This is a genomic window from Pseudomonas sp. SIMBA_067, assembly GCF_046534675.1.
Taxonomy (GTDB): domain Bacteria; phylum Pseudomonadota; class Gammaproteobacteria; order Pseudomonadales; family Pseudomonadaceae; genus Aquipseudomonas; species Aquipseudomonas putida.
Genome location: NZ_JAWRYH010000603.1, coordinates 1 through 265, shown reverse-complemented (window position 1 = coordinate 265; position 265 = coordinate 1). Strand labels below are relative to the sequence as shown.

At 57.4% G+C, this 265-nt stretch carries 1 pseudogene; it reads right to left on the bottom strand.

From position 1 onward, the window contains the following. Positions 1–265: pseudogene (locus SB765_RS30515) on the bottom strand (phosphoglycerate dehydrogenase); the annotation flags it as partial.

Sequence of the window (265 nt, the reverse complement as noted above, 5' to 3'; positions counted from 1 at the left end):
GGTTGATGGCCGTCAGCACGCCAGGGCGGTTCTCATGGATATGCAGCAGACGACTGGCGCTGATACCGTGAATCGGCAGTGACACTTCGGGGAAGTTAACAGCCGAAAGAGTCGAGCCGTTATCGGAGTATTTCGCCAGCTTGCCCGCCACTTCAATGCCGATGTTCTCCTGCGCTTCTTCCGTCGAGCCGCCAATGTGCGGCGTCAGGATCACGTTGTCGAACTCACTCAGTGGAGAGATAAACGGCTCGCTGTTGGTAGCTGG